The organism is Streptomyces sp. NPDC031426, from assembly GCF_055581585.1.
Genome location: NZ_JBVIJE010000001.1, coordinates 1 through 20,699, shown reverse-complemented (window position 1 = coordinate 20,699; position 20,699 = coordinate 1). Strand labels below are relative to the sequence as shown.

Below are 20,699 nucleotides of genomic sequence, written 5' to 3'. Positions count from 1 at the left end.
GCACAGCACCACCCAGCCGCCGAAGGCCCGTTCGACGACCCCCGAACGGGCCTTCGGTACGCCCACGCCTCACCCTGCTCATACCTCAGCGCGTGTTCCAGTCGCCGTCCTCGCGGGAAGCCATTCCGGCATCAGGGGCGAAACGGCCCATAGCGGAACGGGAGTCGAGGACGCACGATGCGGCACCCCCAACCATCGACCACGCCGGACGAGGCACTGGTGGTGGGACTGCGCGAGCTGAAGGACCGTACGGGGCTGAGCCTGGCGGCGCTGGCCGCGCGGACCCCGTACAGCAAGTCCGCGTGGCACCGCTATCTGTCCGGCGGGACGCCGCCGCCGAGGCCCGCCGTGGAGGCGCTCTGCCGGCTCGCCGGCGCCGATCCCGAGGCCGTACGGGCGTTGTGGGACGCGGCCGGAACGCCCGCACCGGAGGCCGTGCCCGAGGAGCCCGGTCCCGGGCAGCGGCTCGGCCGCCGGCTCGCATCCCGGCTTCCGCGGCGGCTCCCGTCGCGGCTTCCGCTGTCCGTGTTGGCGCTGTTCGGCACGGCTGCCGTGGTGGCCGCCGCCGCTGTCGCCCTGTCCATGTGGCCGGGTACCGCACCCGCCGCGCAGACCCTGCCGGGGGTGCCCCGCTGTCATGGCCGGTCCTGTCAGGGCGAGTTGCCCGACGCCTCGATGTGTGCCCGGGACGCACGGACCACGAGCACGGTCACCGGTCGCTCCTACACCGTCCGGCTGCGCTGGTCGCCGGCCTGCGGGACCGCCTGGTCCGAGGTGTGGCTGCGCTCGCCCGGGGCCCGTGAGGTGTCGGTGCGCGCGGGCCATGACGTGATGTCGGCCGGTTATCCGGCGGACGACTCCGCCGGGGACAGCAGCCCGATGCTCTCGGTGCCCTCGCCGCGAGGCGTGGAGGCGTGCGCCGAGGTGGCCGGGGAGCTGGCCTGCACGGGCCTGGACGTGGAGCCCGACGCGCTGGGATGAAGCCGTGCGCGGGGGCGGCTCAGCCGGCGGTGACGGGTGGCTGACCGGTGCCGCTGGCCTCGGGCGCCGTGCGGAGCGCAGGGCGGCGATGCCGATGCACACGATGGACGGCGAGCAACTGGCCGCCCAGCCACGGCCGAAGACGGCGCCGAAGCGGCCCATGCCCGAGGTCCAGCCGGCGGGGCGCCGATGATCTCGCCGAGTCGGGGCAGCCGATCGCCTGGGCGAGGACGAAGAGTTCTCCCTTTTGCGGCTCGGTGCGCCGCAGAGGTGCGTCTCTGGGGCGCACCGAGCCTCGATGGACGGGTGCGCGCCCGCCCCGCCGCGTGATGTCCGCGCCTTTCGGCCTGGGCCGTCCCGGTCGTCCTGGTCCCTCAGCTCGTGCGGTACAGCTCGCTGAGCAGTTCGAGGACCGCCTGGAGTGCCGGGTGCGGGTCGTCGCGCCACCAGGCGAGCCGTACGGCGACGGGTTCGGCGTCCCGGACCGGCCGGTAGACGACGCCCGGTCGCGGGTACTGGTTCGCGGTCGACTCCGCCGTGACACCGATGCCGCGTCCGGCGGCGATGACGGTGAGCCAGTCGTCGACGTCGTGGGTCTCCTCGACTGCGGGGCGGGAGTCCGCGGGCCACAGCTCGGGGGTGGTGGTGCCGGTGCGCCGGTCCACCCAGAGGGTCCGGCCGGTGAGTTCGGCGAGCCGTACGGACCGGCGGCGGGCGAGCGGATCGTCCGCCGCCATCGCGCACAGGCGCCGCTCCAGGCCCACGATGGCGGTGTCGAACCGCCGGTCCTCCAGCGGCCGGCGCACCACCGCGAGGTCGCAGGCGCCTTCCGCGAGACCGGCGGACGCCGTGTTGACCCGGACGAGGTGCAGATCGGTCCCGGGGTGGGCGGCCGTCCAGCGCCGCTGGAAGGCCACGGTGTGAGGGCCGACGGCCGACCATGCGTAGCCGATCCGCAGCCGGGTGTGCCCCGAGGTGGCCTCCTGGACCAGGACGGCGACGTCCGCCAGCACCCGCCGGGCCTGCGCCACCACCCGCAGCCCGGTCGCCGTCGGGCTCACCTCGCGCGAGGTGCGCCGCAACAGCCTTACGCCCAGGGTTCGTTCGAGCCCCGCCAGGGTGCGGGAGACGGCCGCCTGGGACACCCCGAGGGCGATCGCCGCGTCGGTGAAGGTGCCCTCGTCGACGATGGCGACGAGACAGCGCAGCTGCCGGAGTTCGACCTCATCCATGCCTTCAGCGTATAGATACGGTCGCGCATGCATTTTGCGCAAGCACCGGACGGGCGGACGCTCCTGCCATGCGACGAGTTCTCGGAGACCGCACCGCGACGGTGTCCCCCATGGTCCACGACCCCGCGCCGGGGCGGCTGGCCGGCGTGGCGACGATGTTCGGCAGCGGCCTGTCCAACCAGACCGGCGCGGCGATCGGCGCCCTGGCCTTCCCGGTCCTCGGTCCGCTCGGCGTGGTGGCCGTACGCCAGTACGTCGCCGCACTCGTCCTGGTGGCCGTCGGCCGGCCGCGCCTGCGGGACTTCACCCGGCGCCAGTGGTGGCCGGTGCTGCTGCTCGCCGGGGTCTTCGGCACCATGAACCTGAGCCTGTACAGCGCGATCGACCGGATCGGCCTGGGGCTGGCGGTGACCCTGGAGTTCCTGGGCCCGCTCGCCGTCGCGCTCGCCGCCTCGCGCCGCCGGCTGGACGCGGGGTGCGCGGCGCTGGCGGGGGCCGGAGTCGTGGTGCTGATGCGCCCTCAGCCGTCCACCGACTACGTGGGCATGGGTCTGGGCCTGGTGGCGGCCTGTTGCTGGGCCTCGTACATCCTGCTCAACCGGATCGTCGGGCGGCGCATCCCGGGCGCCCAGGGGTCGGCCGCGTCCGCGTGCCTGTCGGCGCTCACCTTCCTGCCGATCGGGATCGTCGTCGCCGTACGGCATCCGCCGACGGCCGGGGCCCTGCTGTGCGCGGCAGCGGCGGGTGTGCTGTCGTCGGCCGTGCCGTATCTCGCCGATCTGCTCACCCTGCGCAAGGTACCGGCCCAGACTTTCGGCCTTTTCATGAGCGTCAATCCGGTGCTGGCGGCGGTGGTCGGCTGGGTGGTGCTGGGGCAGGGTCTCGGGGTTCCGGAGTGGGCGGGCATCGGGGCGGTGGTGGCCGCGAACGCGGTGAGCATCGCGAGCACGCACCGCTGAGGACCAGCGGTACGGCCGCTCCGCCGCTCGCCCCGGCAGCCGTGTGCGCTCGGCACCGAGTGCGTCGCCGTGCCCGTCTACCGCGGAACACGCCCGGTTCGCTCGGCGTCTCCCTGCCGGCGGAGCGGCGGGCCCGGCTCCAGGAGATCGGGGCACGACTGCTTCCGGTCGCGAGCCGGGTGACCAGGAGACTCTCGCTCACCATCTGACGGTCCCGACGACTTCGTCACCGCCGTGGTCGCCGGACACTCCCGGTCGGGACATCTGGAGATCGTCAACTGCGGACATGCGCCGCCGCCGCTGGTGTCCGGCTCCGGAGAGGTCGGGGCGGTGGAGCCCGCGCATCCCGCTCCGCCTCTCGGGCTGCGCGCCCTGTCGGGCGAGGTTCCCCGGCTGCAGCGGTTGCCCTTCGCGGTCGGAGATCCGCTGCTGCTGTACCCCGACGGGGTCACGGAGGCCCGCGATCACGCGCGTGCGTTCTATCCGCTGGCCGAAGGGGTGGCCCGGCATGTGTGCGACGAGCCGGCGCGCACTCTCACCGCGCTCCACGACGGACTGCTGGCGCGTGTGGGCGGCCGGCTGCCCGACGACGCGGCTCTGCTCCTGCTCCGCAAGACGACCGCGGACCATGCGGCGTACGTGCAGTGACGCTGCGAGGCCACGCTCAAGGTCGAGGAATCCAGGGCGCGACGAGTTCGGCCCAACGGGTGACGCCGTCGAGGTGGGTGTCCATGCCATGGCGAGTCGCCAGGGCGTGGACGATCGCCTCGCCCCTGCCGTGCTCGTCGGGGTCGACCCCGACGAGGGACCGGCACGCCGGAAGGACGGGGCCCGCGTCGGTGACCTCGACGCGCAGGGTGCAGCCACCGTCGCCCTGCACCCACGACAGCCGAAGCACGGCCGGGGGCCGGGCGTGCAGGATGGCGTTGGTGACAAGCTCCGACACCATGAGCAGTGCGTCCTCGACGAGGTACGGACACACCCTCCAGTCGGCGAGGACCGCCGCAGCACGACGGCGTACGGCCGAGACTGCGCCGGCGACAGGCGGAACCGGACACACGTGTTCGCATGCCGTCTGAAGCAGCGTCTTGAGCTGTGCCGCCATGTTCTCTCCCGATGGTGTGACCGACCGGTCCGCGCCGTCGCAACCGCGCGTTTCCGGCTCGCAAGCACGCTATGGAGACAAATCGGGCCGGTCAATGAACGTCGGTCGGCATTACCGAACGCCCGCCCGCCCTCGCCCATGGGCACGGCCTCCGTGCGGGTAATAGGCTCGCTTCATGGCCGGCCCAGTCCAGTCGATCGAACGGGCGGCGGCGATTCTGCGTCTGCTCGCCGGCGGACCCCGTCGACTCGGGCTCGGCGAGGTGGCGGCCTCGCTCGGGCTGGCGAAGGGCACCGCCCACGGCATTCTGCGCACGCTCCAGCACGTGGACTTCGTGGAGCAGGACGCGGCGACCGGGAAGTACCAGCTCGGCGCCGCCCTGTTGCATCTCGGCACCAGCTATCTCGACGTGAACGAGCTGCGCTCGCGCTCGCTCAACTGGGCCGACGCCCTGGCCGCCCGCAGCGGGGAGGCGGTACGCCTGGGCACGCCTCTGGAGGGCAGCGTCCTCGTCGTCCACCACGTCTTCCGGCCGGACGACACCTTCCAGACCCTGGACGTGGGCTCGCTGCTGCCGCTGCACGCCTCCTCGCTCGGCAAGGTGCTGCTGGCGTACGGGACCGCGAGCGTCGAGCCGGCCCAGGGACGGGGGCTGGAGGCGTACACCCGGCACACCCTGGTCGATCCCGAGCGGCTCGCCCGGGCGCTCGCGGAGGTCAGGGAACTCGGATGGGCCGCCGAGATCCAGGAAATGAGCATGGGCGAGGCCGGAATCTCCGCACCCATCCGCGGGCACGGCGGCCTCGTCGTCGGCGCCATCGGGCTGTCCGGGCCGGTCGAGCGGATATGCGACAGCCAGGGCCGCCCCCGCCCGAGTCTGATCATGCTGATCCGCGAAGCGGCCCGGGCGATCTCCAGAGACCTGGGAGCCGCCCGCTGGTAGAGCAGCACAGCCGCCCCTCGATCCGTCGGAAGGCAGACCCGATCATGGCCGAACGGTACGTAATGTCCATCGATCAGGGCACCAACTCGACCCGATGCATCCTGTTCGACCACCGTGGGCGGCTGGTCTCGGTCGCGCAGAAGGAACACCGGCAGCACTTCCCGAGGCCCGGCTGGGTCGAGCACGACGCCATGGAGATATGGCACAACCTGCGGCAGATCCTGCCCGAGGCGCTCTCCGACACCGGTGCCGGCAGGGAGCAGGTCATCGCCGTCGGCCTGGCCAACCAGCGTGAGACGACGGTGCTCTGGGACCGGCGGACGGGCGCCCCGGTGGGCCGGGCGATCGTCTGGCAGGACACCCGCACGGCGCCGCTCGTCGATGAGCTCATGCAGCGCCCCGGGGAGGCGTTCTTCCTGGAGCGGTGCGCCCTGCCGCCCTCGACCTACTTCTCCGCGCTGCGGATCCGGTGGCTGTTCGACCACGTCAAGGGGGTCGAACAGCGCGCCAAGGACGGCGAGGTGCTGTTCGGAACGATGGAGAGCTGGCTGATCTGGAACCTCACCGGGGGCGCCGACAGCGGCCTGCACATCACCGACGCCACCAACGCAAGCCGCACCATGCTGATGAACATCCGCACGCTCACCTGGGACGAGGAGCTGCTGGCCTTCTTCGGGGTGCCCCGTGCGATGCTCCCGGAGATCCGGTCGTCCGCGGAGGCCTACGACGAAGCCCGTGCGGTGCTGCCCGGGGTCTCGATCACGGCCGCCCTCGGCGACCAGCAGGCCGCCCTCTTCGGCCAGACCTGCTTCTCCCCCGGCGAGGCCAAGTGCACCTACGGAACGGGCAGCTTCCTGCTGCTCAACACCGGCGGTGAGCTGGTGCGGTCCCGGCACGGGCTCCTCACGACCGTCGCGTACAAGATCGGGGACCAGGAGCCGGCCTACGCCCTGGAAGGGTCGATCGCCGTCACCGGCGCACTCGTCCAGTGGTTCCGGGACCGCCTGGGGCTGATCAACAGCGCGCCGGAGATCGAGACCCTCGCGCGGACGGTCGAGGACAACGGCGGCTGCTACATCGTTCCCGCGTTCTCGGGCCTGTTCGCGCCCCGCTGGCGCAGCGACGCACGCGGGGTCATCGTCGGCCTCACCTCGTACATCACCAAGGGCCACCTGGCGCGTGCCGTCCTGGAAGCCACCGGATGGCAGACCCGGGAGGTCGTCGACGCCATGAACGCCGACTCCTCGGTCTCCCTTCGGCAGCTCAAGGTGGACGGGGGCATGACCGCGGACAACCTGCTGATGCAGTTCGTGGCCGACGTGCTGGACGTGCCCGTCGTACGGCCCATGGTCGCCGAGACGGTCTCCCTGGGCGCCGCCTACGCGGCCGGGCTCGCCGCCGGCTACTGGCCCGATCTCGAAGTGCTGCGCCGCAACTGGCACCGGGCCGCCCAGTGGCTGCCCGACATGGACCCCGAGCTGCGGGAGTCGGAGTACGACAACTGGCAGCGGGCCGTCGAACGGTCGCTGGGCTGGGTCAGACCACCACGATCCGTCTGAACGCCGGCCCGCCTGGAGGCAGCCGGTATACACGCGGGCATTTTGCTTGCCTGACTCAAGTAAGCCGTCCATGAGCCGGGTGGCCATGAGCGGAAGCCCACCCCCGTGCGCCGCATCCCGTGGGGACGGGGAGCGGCGCCGCCCCGGACCGGTCGCCGAACCGACTCCCCCCCGGCCGGCACCCGTCCGGGGGCACCTCCCGGAGCCGCCCGTGTCCGCGATGATCAACAAGTGCCGTGGTCCGAAGATCACGCTGATGCGGGGGGCGTTGATCGTCGCCGCCGGATACGGCCTGAACATCGTGAGCGAGGTGTGGCAGCTGGTCCTGGTCTCCCGCGTCATCGGCGCCGGCGTCGGCTTCGCCGACGGCGCCATGCCCTGATCACGGGCGCGGTCCCGCCCTCGGAGACGGCCGCCGCGAACAGCCTCCACACGCTGATGCGCTCCATCGGCACGTCGGTGGCCAGCGCGGTCGCCGGGGTGATCCTGGCGCAGCTGACGATCAGCCTCGGCGGCCATGCGCTGCCGTCCGAGAACGGCTTCAAGGCCGTCATGGCGATCGGCGCGGGCGCGGCGATCCTGGCCTTCGCCCTCGCCTCCTTCCTCCCCCGCCACCGCCCGACCACACCGGCCCCGGCACCGGCGTCGGAGCCATCGGCGGAGACGGTCGCCTGAGGGGGCCGGCGGAGACGGGCAGGCCGGGCCGGCCGGGCCGGCCCGGGCCCGTTCAGGGGAACCGGCGGCCGAAGGCGCGTGAGGCCGGCGGAAGCGGTCGAGACCTTCAGCCGTGACCGCCGTGCCCCTGCCGCTCATCGCGCCGATGCTCGCCACTCCAGGCACCCTGCCGCCCGCCGCCCAGGACCAGCGGTGGGCGTACGAGACCAAGCAGGACGGCCAGCGGGTCATGGTCTATCTGCCCGGCGACGGCAGTCTGCTGCTGCGCGCCCGCTCGGGCGAGAACATCACCGCGGCCTATCCCGAACTGCGGCCGCTCGGTGGCGCGCTGGGCACCACCCCCGCCGTACTGGACGGCGAGGTGCTGGCCCTCGACGAACAGGGCCGGGCCGACTTCCAGCTGCTGCAGAGCCGGATGGGCCTGGCGCACGCCCCCGCGCGGGCGGCACGCCGGGCCGCCCAAGTGCCGGTGCATCTGGTGCTGTTCGACGTGCCGTACTGCGAGGAGTCCCTGCTGCGGCAGCCGTACGTACGGCGGCGGGCCCGGCTGACGGAGCTGGGCCTGGCCGGGCCGTACTGGTCGACTCCGGGCGCGGTGACCGGACACGGCGCCGAGGCGCTCGCGGCGACCCGGGAACACGGCCTGGAGGGTCTGGTGTGCAAGCGGCTGGACTCCGTGTACGAGCCCGGGGTCCGCTCCCGTGCCTGGATCAAGATCCGCAACATGCGCGCGGAAGATGTGATCGTCGGCGGCTGGCTGCCCGGCAAAGGGCGGCTGAGCGGACTGCCCGGCGCGGTGCTGGTCGGTCAGCGCGACCAGGACGGCCGACTGCGGTACGTCGGCGGGGTGGGCACCGGCTGGAGCGAGGCCGAGCGGACTCAGCTCGCCGCGCTGCTGCGGGACACCGCGAGCGAGCGGTGCCCCTTCGATCCGGTGCCGCGCGTCCCGGACGCCCGCTGGGTGCTGCCCCGGCTGGTCGGCGAGGTCAGCTACAGCACCCGTACCCGGGCCGGGCTCCTGCGCCAGCCGTCCTGGCTGCGGCTCCGCCCTGACCTCACCCCGGAGGAATCCGCGGCGGACCTGCCGGAGGGCTTCGGCTGAGGAGACACCCCGGTACGCCGCCAAGCCGTACGGTGCGCCCGCTTCCGCCTGCTGCGCCGCAACCTCGCCATGGACGCCCGCGCGCCGCGCGAGCATCATGGCCGGATGGATCTTCACGCGGAGCTGCCCCCGGCCATCGACGCATCCGGACTGCTGGCCCTCGCCGAGGGTCATCACGGCCGTACGGCCCGGGCGCTGGGCGTCCGGGAAGCCGCCGGTCACCTCGTCAAGGTGTACGCGCTGGAGGCACCGGGGCGTACGGTCGGACCGCAGGCCGTGGACACGGCGCTGGACCTTGCCGCGGGCCATCTGAGCCTGGGACGGGTACGCGGATCGCTGGGCCTCGCGGTGCTGATCGTGCACGCCGGCGGCGACGGCGACTACATCCTGGTGCACAGCTGGATCGAGGGACACATGTCCGACCTGGCCGTGTTCACCGGCCCGGCCGGGCGGCCGGCGGAGCTGCGGCCGGGCCGGGCGGGGCTCGCGCCCTGCGTCTGGGAGGCCGCGCTGCTGGCGCACGAGCGGGAGGCGTTCTCCCGGCATGTGCTGGACGGCGACGGCCCGCTTGCCGAGCGGCTGACCGCCTGGAGCGCCGACACCCTGGAGGGCGAGGTCCGGTGACCGGTACTCCCCTGGTGCGGCACGCCGACCGCGCCGATCTGCCGCGCGTGGCCGAACTGGCCGCCCAGCACGCCGACTACGAGCGCGCCGCCCCGCCCGTGCGGGACCTCGCCGCCCGGCTGGCCGGCCTGCTGTTCGACACGCCCGCCCCGCGGCTGCGCTGCCTGGTCGCCGAGGCACCGGACGGCGAGATCGTCGGCTACGCCACCTGCGCGCCCGAACTGTCCACCTGGGACGGGCGGGAGTACCTGCACATGGACTGTCTGTTCCTGGCCCCCGGCCATCGCGGCCTGGGCCTCGGCCCGCTGCTCGTGGACGCGGTGGTCGCCGAGGCCCGGCGGCTCGGCCTCGCGCAGGTGCAGTGGCAGACGCCCACCTGGAACGAGAGGGCGGTCCGGTTCTACGACCGGCTCGGCGCCCGCGCGCAGCAGAAGCTGCGCTACAGCCTCCCCGTCGGCGAAGCCGGCACCTGAGCCTTCACGAGTCCCGGGACGGCGCCGTTCGAGAAGACCGCGGTGTTCGACCGGGTCCTGACCGGGCGTCGGGTCCGAGGGTCTATCGTGTCCCCATGTCCGTCCCGGAATTGGTCCGTATCGTCTCCCGCGACTCACCGATGGCCCTGGCCCAAGTGGAGCGGGTCCGCGCCGAGTTGACTGTGCTGCACCCCGGTGTGCGCACCGAGGTGGTGCCGGTCAAGACCACCGGCGACAAGTGGCTCGGCGATCTGTCCAAGGTCGAGGGCAAGGGGGCGTTCACCAAGGAGGTCGACGCGGCCCTGCTGGCCGGGGAGGCCGATCTCGCGGTGCACTGCGTCAAGGACGTGCCCGCCGACCGGCCGCTGCCCGCCGGGACGGTGTTCGCCGCCTTCCTGAAGCGGGACGACATCCGCGACGCGCTGGTCCACCCGGGCGGACTCACCCTGGACGAGCTGCCGGCCGGCACCCGCATCGGCACCTCCTCGGTGCGCCGGGTGGCCCAACTGGCCGCCACGCACCCGCATCTGGAGTGCGTGGCGTTCCGCGGCAACGCCAACCGCCGGCTGGAGAAGCTGGCCGCCGGCGACGCGGACGCTCTGCTGCTGGCGGTGTCCGGTCTGGAACGGATCGGCCGCACGGACGTGATCAGCGAGGTGCTGTCGACGGAGACGATGATGCCGCCGATCGGCGCGGGCATCCTCGCCCTGCAGTGCCGGGAGGACGACACCGCGCTGATCGACGCCGTCAGCGGGCTCGGCGACCCGGACACCCATCGGGAGGCGACGGCCGAGCGGATGTTCCTGCATGTGCTGCAGGGCCACTGCAACAGCCCGATCGCCGGCTACGCGCACGTGGACCGCGGCGGGGAACTGTCCCTGCGGGCCTGTGTGTTCACCCCGGACGGCAAGACCCGGCTGAACGCCCACGAGTGGGCGGGACGGCTGGATCCGGCCACGCTCGGCACCTCGGTCGCGGTGGCGCTGCTGCGGCAGGGCGCGCGGGAGATCATCGACGGCATCCCGCACTGACCGTACGGCGGCGCCGCCGGCGTCGCCCGTGTCAGGCGGTGGTGCCGGGCTCCGTCTGGTCCTTCAGGAACGCGCTGACCTGGTGGGCCAGGCTGCCCTGCCCGGCCGCCGCGGGGGCGGCCGCCGGGGTCGCGTCCAGGACGCCGATGCCGCCGGTCCACAGCCGGCGGTCGGCCCACTCGTCCTCCACCCGCAGCTGCACCTGCACGTCCACGTGGGCCAGGGCGGCCTCGGGGGCGGCGGCGTAGATCACGGCGGTGGCCCGGCGCAGCGGGTAGACGTCGAAGCCCTCGATGAACTGCGAGTTGCGCCAGTCGATGAACGCGCCCTCGCCGTCGGGGCCGACCCGGACGTCGATCTGGCCGTCCTCCAGGTGGATGCCGTAGTGCCGGGCGCCACGGTTCTCGACCGTCACCCGGACACTGAAGTACGTCAGCCCGTCGGCCGCGTCGTCGCGTCCGCGCGGCGGCTCGGCCGCCTCCAGACGGTGGACGCGGACCCGCAGACCGGCATGCTCGTCGTGCTCGTGCCAGTCCCCGACCACGTTCGGCTCGTACACAGTGCCCCTCTCGACCTTCGAGAGCTGCTGTCTATCTGTGCGCCGAGCGCACTGTCAAATGCGCAGAATGCGCTGTGGCCAGCGGGTTCGCCCGCTTTGATCGGTGATCAAGCGCTGCCCAGGAAAGATGCGTTCGCGGCGCATTCGGCAGGGGGACGGTGCGTGCCGCACATCACGTCCGCGGCAAGATCACCGGGCCAGCCGGCCGAGCAACGAGGAGGCCGTGGTGATGCCGAGGGCGGCGGCCACCGCGAGGACGGCGAAGTCGGCGCCGAGATGCGCGGGCGTGCGGAGCAGGAGGCCGCGCAGGGCGTCGACCTGATAGCTCAGCGGGTTGACCTTGCTGACGGCCTGGAGCCGGCCCGGCATCACCGAGAGGGGGTACAGGGCGTTGGAGCCGAAGAACAGCGGCATGGTGATCGCCTGCCCGAAGCCCATCAGGCGGTCGCGGCTGAGCATGATGCCGACGATGGTCATCGACAGGCAGGAGAAGAACGCGGAGGCGAGTACGACGGCGAGGGCGACGCCGAGCAGCTTCGGCGGGTTCCAGGTGCGGGCGACGCCGAGCAGCTTCGGCGGGTTCCAGGTGCGGGCGACGCCGAGCAGAGTCGCGATGACGATCACGACGATCGCCTGGATCAGCGACTTCACCCCGGCGGCGAACGCCTTGCCGGTGATCAGGGCCGAGCGCGGGGTCGGGGTGACGAGGAGCTTGTTCAGGATGCCCGCGTCGCGTTCCCAGATGATCTGGATGCCGTGGAAGATCGCGATGAACATCGCCGACTGGGCGATGATGCCGGGCGCCATGCAGTCGATGTACGGCACGCCGCCGGTGGGTATCGCCCGGATCCTGGTGAAGGTCTGACCGAAGATCAGCAGCCGCAGGGCGGGCTGGACCGCGCGGGTGTACAACTCGGTGCGGTCGTGGCGCAGCTTCTGCAGCTCCACGGCGCACATGGCGACGACCCGCGCGGGCAGCAACCGGCGCGGCACGGGCGGGCTGAGCAGCAGGGCGGTGTCGCTGCGGGAGGTGCGGTCAGCCGACTCGGCGCGCGGTGCGGCGGGTGCTGCGGACATCGCGGCAACCTCCTCCGGAGTGGTCGTCGAGGCCGCTGCCGGCGACGTCGCGGAAGACGTCCTCCAGCGTGGGCAGGGTGTCGGTGCCCAGGCGTTCGGCGAGGCCGCGGCGCAGCTCGGCCGGGGTGCCGAGGGCGCGGATGCGGCCGCGGTGCATCAGGCCGACCGGTCGCAGTACTGGTCGGCCTAGTGGGTGGTGACGAGGGCGGTCGTCCCGGTCGCCGCGCGGACGGCGTTGATGTGCTCCCAGACGCCGGTGCGGGCGATCGGGTCGAGGCCGGTGGTCGGCTCGTCGAGGGTCAGCAGCCGGGGCGCGCTGACATACACCTGGGCCAGTTCCAGGCGGCGGACCATGCCGCCGGAGTAGGTCCCGGCGAGCCGGTCGGCGGCGTCCGCGAGGCCGACGGCGGCCAGCGCCTGGCTGACCCGTTCGGCACGCTCGCGGCGGGGCATGTCGAAGACACGGGCGAACAGGGCGACATTCTCCCGGCCGGTCAGCCCACTGTCGGCGGACAGCTGCTGCGGGACGTAGCCGAGCAGCCGGCGCACCGCCATCCGCTCGTTGGCGGCGTCGTGCCCGAAGACGCCGACCATGCCGGCGGGGACGGGCAGCAGGGTGGTGATGCAGCGGATGGCGGTGGTCTTCCCGGCGCCATTGGGCCCGAGCAATCCGAACACCTTCCCCTCCCGGACACCCAGATCGAGCCCGTCGACGGCATTGGTCTCACCGAAGGCGTAGACGAGCCGGTCACGACTGACGGCGTCGACGACCGGGGCGGGGCCGGGCACGCTGCGCGCGGCTTCGGCAGCCGTACCGACGGCGTCGGTGTCCGAGGCGAGGCCGGGCGCGCGTCGCACAGCTCCGGCCACCGAACCAACGGCGTCCGCGTCCGGGGCGGGGGCAACCCCGCGACCTACGGCCTCGGCACCTGAACCGACGACGTCGGCGTCCGCGGCGGGGGCGATCCCAGGACGCGCGGGTTCGGCGGCTGCGCCCACGGCATCGGCGGGTTCGCGGGCAGCGCTGACGGTCCCGGTGGTGCCGCCGGCTGTGGTGGGACCACCGGGTTTCGCGTCGGCCTCGACGGCTGCGGCGGGTGCGTCGGCGGCTGCGGCGGCAGCGGAGTCGCCGGGGCTGCCGGCAGTGTTCACGGCGCCGCCGGCAGTCTCGGTGGTGGCCGCTGCGTCGCCGGGACAGTCAGCGGTGTCCGCGCAGCGCCAGGCCTGCCGGCGGTGTTCACGGCGCCGCCGGCAGTGTCGATGGTGACCGCTGCGTCGCCGAGACCGTCGGCGACGTCCACGCCGTCACCAGGCCGGTCAGCGGTGCCGGCGGCGTCGCCAGGGATGTCCGCGGAATCGGCGGAGCCGGCGGCCGTGCCGGCGGCGTTACCCGGGTGCTCGGTGCCGTCCCTCCTCATGGCCTCTGGGCCTCGTCATGGTCGTCGGTCTGCGTCATGACTCCTCGGCCTCTTCGTGCAGGCCGGCCGCCGGCCTGCGCAGCGCCGGCAGGGCCGCGCGCAGGGCCTCCCCGGTCGGTGTCGTCGAGCCGGGACACGTGCCGGCCGACCAGTTCGGTCCGGCGCCGCTTCCAGTCGTCCAGCCGCTTCCCGGCGGCAGCGGCCAGCGGCAGCCGGGCCGCGCGCCGGTCGGCGGGGTCGGTCTCGCGGAGCAGGTATCCGTCCCGGACGAGCTGGTTGACCAGGGGCGACACGAAGTTGCCCGCCAGGTACAGCGCCCACGCCGCGTCCGAGCTGCCGATGGCGGGCCGGGACTCGACCAGCCGGAGCAGTTCCACCTCGGCGCCGCGCAACCGCCGCCGGATCAGCCGCTGGATGCGCACCAGCGCGTCCGCCAACTCCTCCGGGAAGGTCTCGGAATCCCTTGCCGCTCACCGCGCCGTCTCGGTTTCCACACCAGAAGATCACCCCTGTTACAGAGGTAATGCGCGCCAAGGAAAGGTCAAGGATCGACCTGGTTGCGTCCCATTTGCACTTAATTGTTTTGCGATGTCCGGGAGCGGGAAAAGGGTGGACAGTGCTTCGGACCGGAGGCACGTCCGTGGGAGTCGGCTCCTTGCCGCCGCCCCGCTTTCCCCTTCCCCGGTCCGAGCGCGCCTCCCACGGTGTCTGTACTTCCAGCACCTGCTGAGAGAGGTGCGCACCATGTCCGTCACCGGCAGTACGACCTCACACCCCCACGACGACGCCCCCGACACGGTGGAGTCCTTCGAACGGCTCGCGAAGCTGTCCGACGGCCCCGAGCGGCGGGCGCTGCGTGATGAACTGGTCCGCTTGTGGCTGCCCATGGCCGAGCGGATCGCCGTGCGGTTCCGTGGCCGCGGGGAGACCCTGGAAGACCTGTACCAGGTCGCCGCGCTGGGTCTGGTGAAGGCCGTCGACCACTACGACCCCGAGCGTGGCCGCGCCTTCGAGGCGTATGCCGTGCCCACCATCACAGGTGAGATCAAGCGCCACTTCCGCGACCACATGTGGACCCTGCACGTGCCGCGCCGGGTGCAGGACCTGCGCAACCGGGTCCGCTCCGCCGGCAAGGAACTGGCCCAGAGCACCTCGGGACGCCCGCCCACCGTGGCGGAGATCGCCGCCCACACGCGGCTCAGCGAGGACGAGGTGCGCACCGGCATGGAGGCGCTGGAGTGCTTCTCCGCGCTGTCCCTGGACGCCGAGGTGGCCGGCACCGACGGCTACGCCCTCGGGGACTCCCTCGGCGGCCCCGACCCCGGCTACGACCTCGTGGTCGACCGGGCCGCCGTCAAGCCCTGTCTAGCGGCACTGCCGGAACGCGAGCGCGTCATCCTCTATCTGCGGTTCTTCCGCGGGATGACCCAGAGCCGGATCGCCCAGCAGCTGGGCATCTCGCAGATGCATGTCTCCCGGCTGCTCAGCAGCTGCTTCGAGCGGCTGCGCGAGGAACTGCTCGCCGAAGCCCGCTGAATCCGCCGGGAAGCCCGCTGAATCCGCTGAATCCGCCGGTCCCTGGCACGGCCGGCGAAGCCCCCTGCCGCTCATTCCTCCGAGGACCCGGGCACCTGCGTCGGGCCGTACCGGTCCAGGGCGTCCTCCAGTTCGGCGCGGACATCGGGCGGGATGTCGCCCCGGCGCCCCCAGATGAGGATCAGCTCCGCGATGTTGCGCAGCTTGATGTTGGTGTGCTGGGAGACGTCCCGCAGCACCTCCCAGCCCTCGTCCGGGGTCACCCTGCCCAGGGCCACCACCATCCCGATCGCCTGGTCGACGACCGCGTGGGAGGCCACGGCCTCCTTCATCTGGTCGACCTCGGCCTGCAGCGCGGAGAGCCTGTCGGGCTCGTTCGCTCCCATGTCCCCATCGTGCTCGCCGGCCTGGACCGCTGCCACCGGGGGTACTCGACAGGCAGCCGACCCCCTTCCGGTTGGACACTGGTGCGAGAGCGGTGGCCGCCCGGCCCCGAGAGCAGGACGCGACGGACATGAACCACAACAACCCCGTCAGTGGTGGACCGCGCAGGCGAGACGTCGTCTCCACCCACTCCGTTTTCGGCGCCCCGTGCTGGGTGAGCCTGACCAGCCGTGACCTGGAGGCCACCCAGGACTTCTACACGGCCGTCCTGGGCTGGCGGTGGCGCGGCGCGAAACTCGGCGAGCACTTCCGGATCGCGCTGGCGGACGGAGTGCCGGTGGCGGGGATCGCCGCCGTCGCCGCCATGTGGCAGATGGCCGTGGCCTGGACGCCGTACTTCGCGGTGCCGGACGCCGACGTGGCGGTGTCCCGGGTCCGCGAGCGCGGCGGTACGGCGGCCGTCGGGCCGCTGTCCTTCCCGCCGGGCCGGGCCGCGCTGCTCGCCGACCGGGACGGGGCCACCTTCGGCATCTGGCAGGGGGAACTGGTCGCCAACTGGGAGGCGTGGCGGCGGGCGTCACCGACGTTCATCCGGCTGCACACCCGCGACGCCTTCGACGCCGCGATGTTCTACGGCGAGGTCCTCGACTGGGCGTCCGGGCTGCCGGGCTGCTGCGAGGTGGAGTACGAGGGCGGCGAGGTGGTGCTGCGCAGCCAGGGCGACATCGTGGCGCGCATCGACTCGGGCGCGGTGGAGTCGGCACCGGATCCCTCCGTCCGGCCGCACTGGCAGATCCACTTCGCCGTCGCGGACGTCACGGACTGCGCCCGGGCGGCGGAGAAGCACGGCGGCAGCGTGCTGAGCGAGGACGAGAACGAGGCGATCCTGCGGGACGCGGACGGCGCCCAGTTCACGGTGACGTCAGGCCGAATGCGCTGAACCCGGACAGCCGCTCAGTTCGCGACCCGCGACGGACGCGACAGCAGGATCAGACTGCGGGCCTCCACGCGAAGCCGCGTGCCGGCCTTGCGTTCGCGCTCGTCGGGGATGCCCTCCGGGTCGGCTGTGTCGATCAGGGTTGTCCAGCGCTCGCCGAACGCGTCGTCGGGCAGCCGGAAGTCGACCGGTTCCCAGTAGCCGTTGACGAGCAGCAGAAAGGAGTCGTCGACCATCCGGCGACCATGGGCGTCGCGTTCGGCGATGGCGTCGCCGTTGAGGAACACTCCCACCGAGTGCGCGTCGTCGCGCTGCCAGTCCCGGCCGGTCATCTCGCGGGCGTCGGGCCTGAGCCACATCAGGTCGGGCAGCGGTTGCCTGGCATGGGTCGCGGTCTCACCGCGGAAGAAGCGGCGGCGCCGCAGCACGGGATGCGCGGCGCGCAGGGCGATCAGGCGCCGGGTGAACTCCGCGAGGCCGCGCTGCTCCCCCGCCAGTTCCCAGTCGACCCAGGAGATCTCGTTGTCCTGGCAGTAGGCGTTGTTGTTGCCCTGCTGGGTGCGGCCGAACTCGTCGCCGTGGCAGAGCATCGGGATGCCCTGCGAGAGCAGCAGCGTGGCCAGCAGATTGCGCTGCTGCCGGGCGCGCAGTTCGAGGACGGCCGGGTCCCTGGTGGTGCCCTCGACGCCGCAGTTCCAGGACCGGTTGTGGCTCTCGCCGTCCCGGTTGTCCTCGCCGTTGGCCTCGTTGTGCTTGTCGTTGTACGACACCAGGTCGCGCAGGGTGAAACCGTCGTGCGCGGTGACGAAGTTGACGCTCGCGCGCGGCCGTCGTCTGCTGTGCTGGTACAGGTCGGAGGAGCCGGTCAGCCGGGAGGCGAACTCGCCGAGCGAACCCGGCTCGCCCCGCCAGAAGTCCCGTACGGCGTCCCGGTACTTGCCGTTCCACTCCGACCACAGCGGCGGGAAGTTGCCCACCTGGTAGCCGCCCTCCCCCACGTCCCAGGGCTCGGCGATGAGCTTGACGCGGCTGATCACCGGGTCCTGCTGGATGAGGTCGAAGAACGCCGAGAGCCGGTCCACCTCGTGGAACTGTCGGGCCAGCGTGGCCGCGAGGTCGAAGCGGAAGCCGTCGACACGCATCTCGGTGACCCAGTACCGCAGCGAGTCCATGATCAGCTGGAGCACGTAAGGGTGCCGCATCAGCAGGCTGTTGCCGGTGCCGGTGGTGTCGTAGTAGTGCGCCCAGTCGCCGTCGACCAGGCGGTAGTAGGAGGCGTTGTCGATGCCCCGGAAGGACAGCGTGGGGCCCATCTCGTTGCCCTCGGCGGTGTGGTTGTAGACCACGTCGAGGATGACTTCGAGGCCGGCCGCGTGCAGCGCCTTCACCATGGCCTTGAACTCGTTGACCTGCTGGCCGAGGGTGCCGAAGGCGGCGTAGGCGTTGTGCGGCGCGAAGAAGCCGATGGTGTTGTAGCCCCAGTAGTTGGACAGGCCGCGGTCCTGGAGCACGCCGTCCTGCACGAACTGGTGCACCGGCATCAGTTCCACCGCGGTCACGCCGAGCGAGGTCAGGTGCTCGATGACGGCGGGGTGGGCGAGGCCGGCGTAGGTGCCGCGCAGCCGCTCCGGGACGTCGGGGTGGGTGCGGGTCATGCCGCGCACATGGGCCTCGTAGATCACCGAGTCCGAGTACGGCGTCCGGGGCGGCCGGTCGTCGCCCCAGTCGAAGTACGGGTCGGTGACCACGCCCAGCATGGAGTGCCCGGCGCTGTCGGCGGGGGCGGGGCCGTCCGGGTTGCGTTCGTACAGCGAGGCGTGGTTGTCGATCTGGCCGTCCACGGCGCGGGCGTACGGGTCGAGCAGCAGCTTCGCGGGATTGCACCGGTGGCCGAGCGAGGGCTGCCAGGGGCCGTGCACCCGGTAACCGTAGCGCTGGCCCGGCGCGATGCCGGGCAGATAGGCATGCCAGACGAATCCGTCGACCTCGTGCAGCCGGACCGGGGTCCCGGTGCCGGCGTCGTCGACGAGGATCAGCTCGACCCGCTCGGCCACCTCACTGAACAGCGCGAAGTTGGTGCCCTGTCCGTCGAACGCGGCACCCAACGGGTAGGGCTGCCCGCTCCACACGGGCAGCCCTTTCCTGGTTCTGCGGGCGGTCACCGGCTGCCCTCCAGGGCGCCGTCCGAAGCAGCCGCCACGGCGGCCGGCGCCGCGAGCATGTCGTCCATGGCTCCGGCCGGCGCGGCCAGCACCACCACCGGCGTCTCGCGCGGCACCTGCAGCCCCTGCCGCAGGGTCGGCGCGGGGGCTGTCGGCACCAGCGGGACGCGCTGACCGGCACGGGCCCGCTGCGAGAACCAGATGATCTTGCTGCCGGTGTCCGAGGCGCAGCAGCCCCAGCCGTCACTCATGGCGGCGATGTCCGCCAGGCAGGACCGCAGGTCCAGGTCGGGGCGCAGGTCCGGGTCGTCGTCGCCGAAGGCGGTGATGAGGTGCTGGCCGTTCCACCACATCTCGATGGAGGTGTGCTTGTCCTTCGCATGCTCGTCGATCGCCCGCAGCAGCAGTTCGGCGCCGCGGCAGACGGGGACCGCGAGGTTCTCGAGGTCCCAGTAGCGGAGGTGGGCGGCCAGGATGCGGCTGACCTGTCCCACCCGTTCAGGGCTGACTTCCACGTCGAGGTGGTAGTAGCAGGGCACTGCGGTCTTCATCGTCGCTTGCTCCTCACCGGCGAAGCTCTCGCTCCCCTCGCCCGTCCGGGAGAGGTCCCGGATGCCCGTCCGGGAGGGATCCCGGACACACAGCGTGAGCGCTGATCGCTTCTGAGTCACCTCTACGTTGACCGCACTACGCCATTCGTGCAACACGAGGGCCCGACACACATCGTCGTTGAAGATCCAACAAGACGCTGCGTCGTCATCCGTGCACCATAAGTGAAAGCCTCGATCGCCGTAACGGTGCCGTGCCCTTCCGTGCGCGGACACCACCCGACCGTCGGGAACGCGCCCAGTCGAGAGCGTGGAAGGTGAAGAGGGCAATGCTGCTACCCGCCAAGGCCGAAGTGGCCCGGGCGTTGCGGCGTTACCGGGCGTGGGAGCGCGTCATGCTCGCCTCGCCCCACGACCGCACGGTCCGGGCCACCTTCGAGGACTCGGGCTACACGCTGTGCGTACTGATGGGCAAACGCTGCGCCCGCGAGGCCGCGGACGCCGCCGAACGCTATCTGCGCACGAGTCTGGTCACCTACCTGCGCGAGCAGGACGGACGGCCACGGCCGCGCCGATCGGCCAGAAGAGCGCCGCCATCGGAGCGGCGTTCCACGGCGCCAAGCCCCTGAGCTGGCACCGTACAAGGCGTTCCCCCGGGGCCGGCGTGAGTCGGCCCCTCTCGGATCGCGAAGCCGGGCCGGGTGCCCGGCTTCGCGCACGGCGGAGGTGAGATACATGCGCAGGACCCCGGCCATCGGCCGTGTACCGGTACGCGACGTCCGGCCGGCCGTGGAGTGCGGCAGGCGCCCGGCGAAAGCGGTGGCCGGGGAGACCTTCCAGGTCACGGCCACCGTGTTCCGTGAAGGGCACGATGCCGTGGGTGCCAATGTGGTCCTGCGCGATCCGAAGGGCCGCCGTGGCCCGTGGACGCCGATGCGGGAGCTGTCCCCCGGCAGTGACCTGTGGGGCGCGGACGTCACCCCGGACGCGACGGGCCTCTGGACCTTCCGGGTGGAGGCCTGGAGTCATCCGTTGGCGACCTGGCGGCACACCGCCTCCGTCAAGGTGCCGGCCGGGATGGACATCGGGCTGGTGCTGGAGGAGGGCGCCGAGCTGTACGAGCGGGCGGCCGCCGGAGTGCCGAAGGGGCCGGAGCGAAACGTTGTCCTCGCCGCCGCACAGGCCCTCGGCGACGACACCCTGTCGGTGCACGAGCGCCTGAAGTCCGCCCTGTCGCCCGAGGTGGACGCGCTGCTGACCCGCTATCCGCTGCGGGAGCTGGTCACCGCCTCCGACCCGATGCCGCTGCTGGTGGAGCGGGAGCGGGCCCTGTACGGCTCCTGGTACGAGTTCTTCCCGCGCTCGGAGGGCACGGCCGAGCAGCCGCACGGCAC

The 20,699-nt window shown here is 72.4% G+C and carries 19 protein-coding genes and 4 pseudogenes; 14 read left to right on the top strand and 9 right to left on the bottom strand.

Features of this window, described 5'->3' with window-relative positions; genetic code table 11:
- The first annotated feature begins 177 nt into the window (after positions 1-177).
- Complete coding sequence (locus ACZ5NH_RS00115) at positions 178-981, top strand: XRE family transcriptional regulator (protein ID WP_468771989.1); 804 nt, start codon at positions 178-180, stop codon at positions 979-981.
- A gap of 374 nt (positions 982-1,355) precedes the next feature.
- Here the strand turns inward: ACZ5NH_RS00115 and ACZ5NH_RS00110 are convergent, their stop codons facing one another.
- Positions 1,356-2,213 carry a LysR family transcriptional regulator gene (locus tag ACZ5NH_RS00110; protein ID WP_468771988.1) on the bottom strand — a complete coding sequence of 286 codons (858 nt, stop codon included), beginning with the start codon at positions 2,211-2,213 and terminating at the stop codon, positions 1,356-1,358.
- A 110-nt stretch (positions 2,214-2,323) separates the two neighbouring features.
- Here ACZ5NH_RS00110 and ACZ5NH_RS00105 point away from each other — a divergent pair, with 110 nt between their 5' ends.
- Complete coding sequence (locus tag ACZ5NH_RS00105; RefSeq protein WP_468772647.1) at positions 2,324-3,172, top strand: EamA family transporter; 849 nt, start codon at positions 2,324-2,326, stop codon at positions 3,170-3,172.
- 210 nt (positions 3,173-3,382) lie between these two features.
- A pseudogene (locus ACZ5NH_RS00100) lies at positions 3,383-3,820 on the top strand (SpoIIE family protein phosphatase); the annotation flags it as partial.
- Between the two features lie 16 nt (positions 3,821-3,836).
- On the opposite strand, the gene ACZ5NH_RS00095 reads toward ACZ5NH_RS00100, so the two are convergent.
- Positions 3,837-4,277: an ATP-binding protein gene (locus ACZ5NH_RS00095; RefSeq protein ID WP_468771987.1), complete on the bottom strand. Its 441-nt coding sequence runs from the start codon at positions 4,275-4,277 to the stop codon at positions 3,837-3,839.
- A 175-nt stretch (positions 4,278-4,452) separates the two neighbouring features.
- Here ACZ5NH_RS00095 and ACZ5NH_RS00090 point away from each other — a divergent pair, with 175 nt between their 5' ends.
- The 7 genes and pseudogenes from ACZ5NH_RS00090 (at position 4,453) to hemC (ending at position 10,684) form a co-directional block, all read left to right on the top strand.
- Complete coding sequence (locus ACZ5NH_RS00090; protein ID WP_468771986.1) at positions 4,453-5,220, top strand: IclR family transcriptional regulator; 768 nt, start codon at positions 4,453-4,455, stop codon at positions 5,218-5,220.
- 44 nt (positions 5,221-5,264) lie between these two features.
- Positions 5,265-6,779 carry a glycerol kinase GlpK gene (glpK, locus tag ACZ5NH_RS00085; RefSeq protein ID WP_468771984.1) on the top strand — a complete coding sequence of 505 codons (1,515 nt, stop codon included), beginning with the start codon at positions 5,265-5,267 and terminating at the stop codon, positions 6,777-6,779.
- 208 nt (positions 6,780-6,987) lie between these two features.
- Positions 6,988-7,454, top strand: a pseudogene (locus ACZ5NH_RS00080) (MFS transporter); the annotation flags it as partial.
- Positions 7,455-7,575: 121 nt separating this feature from the next.
- Positions 7,576-8,556, top strand: coding sequence for an ATP-dependent DNA ligase (locus tag ACZ5NH_RS00075; protein ID WP_468772645.1), 981 nt, complete (start codon positions 7,576-7,578; stop codon positions 8,554-8,556).
- Between the two features lie 105 nt (positions 8,557-8,661).
- Positions 8,662-9,180, top strand: a complete 519-nt coding sequence (locus ACZ5NH_RS00070) for a hypothetical protein (RefSeq protein ID WP_468771983.1) — start codon at positions 8,662-8,664, stop codon at positions 9,178-9,180.
- Positions 9,177-9,653 (top strand): GNAT family N-acetyltransferase, encoded by a 477-nt coding sequence (locus ACZ5NH_RS00065; RefSeq protein WP_468771982.1) that lies wholly within the window; start codon positions 9,177-9,179, stop codon positions 9,651-9,653. Before ACZ5NH_RS00070 ends, ACZ5NH_RS00065 begins: the two co-directional genes overlap by 4 nt.
- Positions 9,654-9,748: 95 nt before the next feature.
- Positions 9,749-10,684 carry a hydroxymethylbilane synthase gene (hemC, locus tag ACZ5NH_RS00060; protein ID WP_388629322.1) on the top strand — a complete coding sequence of 312 codons (936 nt, stop codon included), beginning with the start codon at positions 9,749-9,751 and terminating at the stop codon, positions 10,682-10,684.
- 31 nt (positions 10,685-10,715) lie between these two features.
- Here hemC and ACZ5NH_RS00055 read toward each other — a convergent pair whose 3' ends face one another.
- The 4 genes and pseudogenes from ACZ5NH_RS00055 to ACZ5NH_RS00040 form a co-directional block, all read right to left on the bottom strand.
- Positions 10,716-11,243: a hypothetical protein gene (locus tag ACZ5NH_RS00055; RefSeq protein WP_468771980.1), complete on the bottom strand. Its 528-nt coding sequence runs from the start codon at positions 11,241-11,243 to the stop codon at positions 10,716-10,718.
- Positions 11,244-11,432: 189 nt separating this feature from the next.
- Positions 11,433-12,320, bottom strand: a complete 888-nt coding sequence (locus ACZ5NH_RS00050; protein WP_468771978.1) for an ABC transporter permease — start codon at positions 12,318-12,320, stop codon at positions 11,433-11,435.
- Positions 12,280-13,109 (bottom strand): annotated as a pseudogene (locus ACZ5NH_RS00045) (ATP-binding cassette domain-containing protein). The gene ACZ5NH_RS00050 and the pseudogene ACZ5NH_RS00045 overlap by 41 nt, the downstream one beginning before the upstream one ends.
- A gap of 663 nt (positions 13,110-13,772) precedes the next feature.
- Positions 13,773-14,175 (bottom strand): annotated as a pseudogene (locus tag ACZ5NH_RS00040) (MarR family transcriptional regulator).
- A gap of 307 nt (positions 14,176-14,482) precedes the next feature.
- On the opposite strand from ACZ5NH_RS00040, the gene ACZ5NH_RS00035 reads away from it, so the two are divergent.
- Positions 14,483-15,274: an RNA polymerase sigma factor SigF gene (locus tag ACZ5NH_RS00035; protein ID WP_468771977.1), complete on the top strand. Its 792-nt coding sequence runs from the start codon at positions 14,483-14,485 to the stop codon at positions 15,272-15,274.
- Between the two features lie 71 nt (positions 15,275-15,345).
- Here ACZ5NH_RS00035 and ACZ5NH_RS00030 read toward each other — a convergent pair whose 3' ends face one another.
- Positions 15,346-15,660 (bottom strand): ANTAR domain-containing protein, encoded by a 315-nt coding sequence (locus ACZ5NH_RS00030; RefSeq protein ID WP_451557107.1) that lies wholly within the window; start codon positions 15,658-15,660, stop codon positions 15,346-15,348.
- A 128-nt stretch (positions 15,661-15,788) separates the two neighbouring features.
- Here ACZ5NH_RS00030 and ACZ5NH_RS00025 point away from each other — a divergent pair, with 128 nt between their 5' ends.
- Positions 15,789-16,598 (top strand): VOC family protein, encoded by an 810-nt coding sequence (locus tag ACZ5NH_RS00025; RefSeq protein ID WP_468771975.1) that lies wholly within the window; start codon positions 15,789-15,791, stop codon positions 16,596-16,598.
- 14 nt (positions 16,599-16,612) lie between these two features.
- On the opposite strand, the gene glgX is transcribed toward ACZ5NH_RS00025, so the two are convergent.
- Both glgX and ACZ5NH_RS00015 read right to left on the bottom strand, forming a co-directional pair.
- Positions 16,613-18,757: a glycogen debranching protein GlgX gene (gene glgX, locus ACZ5NH_RS00020; RefSeq protein ID WP_468771973.1), complete on the bottom strand. Its 2,145-nt coding sequence runs from the start codon at positions 18,755-18,757 to the stop codon at positions 16,613-16,615.
- The gene (locus tag ACZ5NH_RS00015) at positions 18,754-19,308 is read right to left on the bottom strand and encodes a pep a2 (RefSeq protein ID WP_451557110.1); all 555 of its coding nucleotides are present in this window, start codon (positions 19,306-19,308) and stop codon (positions 18,754-18,756) included. The genes glgX and ACZ5NH_RS00015 overlap by 4 nt, the downstream gene beginning before the upstream one ends.
- A 326-nt stretch (positions 19,309-19,634) precedes the next feature.
- Here ACZ5NH_RS00015 and ACZ5NH_RS00010 point away from each other — a divergent pair, with 326 nt between their 5' ends.
- Positions 19,635-19,934 carry a DUF5133 domain-containing protein gene (locus ACZ5NH_RS00010; protein ID WP_468771972.1) on the top strand — a complete coding sequence of 100 codons (300 nt, stop codon included), beginning with the start codon at positions 19,635-19,637 and terminating at the stop codon, positions 19,932-19,934.
- 106 nt (positions 19,935-20,040) lie between these two features.
- Positions 20,041-20,699 (top strand): maltotransferase domain-containing protein (locus tag ACZ5NH_RS00005; RefSeq protein WP_468771971.1); only part of this gene is annotated, 659 nt, incomplete at its 3' end.

Excerpts from the sequence above, each read along its gene's own strand:
- ACZ5NH_RS00115 (WP_468771989.1), top strand. The coding sequence starts at position 178 with ATGCGGCACCCCCAACCATCGACCACGCCGGACGAGGCACTGGTGGTG.
- ACZ5NH_RS00110 (WP_468771988.1), bottom strand. The coding sequence starts at position 2,213 with ATGGATGAGGTCGAACTCCGGCAGCTGCGCTGTCTCGTCGCCATCGTC.
- ACZ5NH_RS00105 (WP_468772647.1), top strand. The coding sequence starts at position 2,324 with ATGGTCCACGACCCCGCGCCGGGGCGGCTGGCCGGCGTGGCGACGATG.
- ACZ5NH_RS00095 (WP_468771987.1), bottom strand. The coding sequence starts at position 4,277 with ATGGCGGCACAGCTCAAGACGCTGCTTCAGACGGCATGCGAACACGTG.
- ACZ5NH_RS00090 (WP_468771986.1), top strand. The coding sequence starts at position 4,453 with ATGGCCGGCCCAGTCCAGTCGATCGAACGGGCGGCGGCGATTCTGCGT.
- glpK (WP_468771984.1), top strand. The coding sequence starts at position 5,265 with ATGGCCGAACGGTACGTAATGTCCATCGATCAGGGCACCAACTCGACC.
- ACZ5NH_RS00070 (WP_468771983.1), top strand. The coding sequence starts at position 8,662 with ATGGATCTTCACGCGGAGCTGCCCCCGGCCATCGACGCATCCGGACTG.
- hemC (WP_388629322.1), top strand. The coding sequence starts at position 9,749 with ATGTCCGTCCCGGAATTGGTCCGTATCGTCTCCCGCGACTCACCGATG.
- ACZ5NH_RS00050 (WP_468771978.1), bottom strand. The coding sequence starts at position 12,320 with ATGTCCGCAGCACCCGCCGCACCGCGCGCCGAGTCGGCTGACCGCACC.
- ACZ5NH_RS00035 (WP_468771977.1), top strand. The coding sequence starts at position 14,483 with ATGTCCGTCACCGGCAGTACGACCTCACACCCCCACGACGACGCCCCC.
- ACZ5NH_RS00030 (WP_451557107.1), bottom strand. The coding sequence starts at position 15,660 with ATGGGAGCGAACGAGCCCGACAGGCTCTCCGCGCTGCAGGCCGAGGTC.
- ACZ5NH_RS00025 (WP_468771975.1), top strand. The coding sequence starts at position 15,789 with ATGAACCACAACAACCCCGTCAGTGGTGGACCGCGCAGGCGAGACGTC.
- ACZ5NH_RS00015 (WP_451557110.1), bottom strand. The coding sequence starts at position 19,308 with ATGAAGACCGCAGTGCCCTGCTACTACCACCTCGACGTGGAAGTCAGC.
- ACZ5NH_RS00010 (WP_468771972.1), top strand. The coding sequence starts at position 19,635 with ATGCTGCTACCCGCCAAGGCCGAAGTGGCCCGGGCGTTGCGGCGTTAC.